Below are 1,680 nucleotides of genomic sequence, written 5' to 3'. Positions count from 1 at the left end.
GCCTATCAGCGCGGCACCGGCAAGAAGCAGCGGGACGACGACTGCCTGAACGACACCGGACTGCGCTTTACCGCCGATGTCCCGGTGGAAGTCATTGAACACCTGCCACCGGAGCTGACCGGGCCGGAGGCCGACCAGTACGACATACTTGGTACCAAAACCACCTACCGGCTGGCCCAGCGGGCCTCCAGTTACGTGGTGCTGAAAGTGGAACGCCCGGTGTTCCGGCGCAAGGGAACCGAGAAGCCGGTGACGACTCCGGCTCCGTTCAACGTGCTGGACAACAGTCTGGCCGACGTCAGTCTGCTGGCCGGGTTGCTGGTGGACAAGTTCCAGTTCCACCTGCCGCTGTATCGCCAGCACCAGCGCATCGAGCAGGCCGGCATCACCGTCAGTCGCAGCACTCTGACCAATCTGGTCAAGCGCGCCATCGACCTGCTTCGGCCCATTGTGGATGTCCAGACCGACAACGTACTGCGCAGCCGGGTACTGGCCATGGATGAAACACCCATCAAGGCCGGCCACCAAGGTCGCGCCGGCCCGCAAAAAGGCAAGATGAAATCCGGCTGGTTCTGGCCGCTGTACGGCGATGCCGACGAGGTGGTGTTCACCTACTCGAACAGCCGTGGGCGCGCCCACATCGAACAGGTACTCAGCGAGTCGTTCAGTGGTACGCTGATCAGTGACGGCTACGCGGCCTATGCCCGTTATGCCGCCGCCCAGGAAAACGTCACCCATGCCCAATGCTGGGTGCACAGTCGCCGTTACTTTATCGACGCGCAGAAGGATCACCCGGAAACGGTCACCGAGGCCCTGCAACGGATCGCGACGCTGTACCGGAATGAAGAGGCCATCAACGCTCAAGGGCTGACCGGCGAGAAGAAACGCCAGTACCGCCTGGCGCACTCCAAGCCGGTGGTCAGCGACTTCTTCCAGTGGTGCCGGGATCAGTTGGAGCAAGGCGGCCTGGTGCCCAGCGACCCGCTGACCAAGGCTCTGAACTACGTGCTCAGTCGGGAAGCCAGCCTGACCGTGTTCCTGGAGAACCCGGACGTGCAGCCAGACACCAACCACCTGGAACGCGCCCTACGCCCAATCCCCATGGGTAAGAAAAACTGGATGTTCTGCTGGACCGAACTGGGGGCGGAACACCTGGGCATCATCCAGAGCCTGATCAGCACCTGCAAGCTGCACGATATTACCCCGTACACCTACCTGGTGGACGTGCTGCAACGCATCAGCCAGCACCCGGCCCGTGAAGTCAGCGACCTGACGCCCCGACTCTGGAAAACCCGCTTCGCCGAGAACCCGTTACGGGCGCTGATCGATCCGCGTCATCCGGACCGGCAAGCCACGCAACTCACACCAGCGGAGGTCGTCCATGCGCATTGACGACATGAGCGTTGATCAGCTGATGGAACTCAATCGATACATCTGCCAGCGCATACATGAACTGCGGGACCAGGAAAATCTGCAGGCATTGAGCCAACTGAGAGTCGGCCTGAAAGTGACCTTCGAGGGCCGGGAGGGGCCGCTGCTGGGGATCGTCACGAAGATCAATCGCAAGAGTGTGATTGTGTTGGCCGAGGATGGCACCAAACAATATAAGGTCTCGCCCGGGTTGCTCAGGCCGCTACGCGATGTGAAATAAGTCCACTACGTCGTGGAATGAACGCTTAC

Annotated in this window: 2 protein-coding genes; both read left to right on the top strand. The window is 61.2% G+C overall.

The window, feature by feature from the left end:
- On the top strand, positions 1–1,392 hold a 1,392-nt coding region (tnpC, locus tag BY454_RS16645; RefSeq protein WP_104417668.1), incomplete at its 5' end, for an IS66 family transposase.
- Complete coding sequence (locus BY454_RS16640; protein WP_104417667.1) at positions 1,382–1,651, top strand: hypothetical protein; 270 nt, start codon at positions 1,382–1,384, stop codon at positions 1,649–1,651. The genes tnpC and BY454_RS16640, both read left to right, overlap by 11 nt.
- Positions 1,652–1,680: the final 29 nt, after the last annotated feature.

It is taken from the genome of Marinobacter persicus, from assembly GCF_002934325.1.
Classification (GTDB): Bacteria; Pseudomonadota; Gammaproteobacteria; order Pseudomonadales; family Oleiphilaceae; genus Marinobacter; species Marinobacter persicus_A.
This window is presented reverse-complemented; position numbering and strand designations above follow the sequence as displayed.

Excerpts from the sequence above, each read along its gene's own strand:
- BY454_RS16640 (WP_104417667.1), top strand. The coding sequence starts at position 1,382 with ATGCGCATTGACGACATGAGCGTTGATCAGCTGATGGAACTCAATCGA.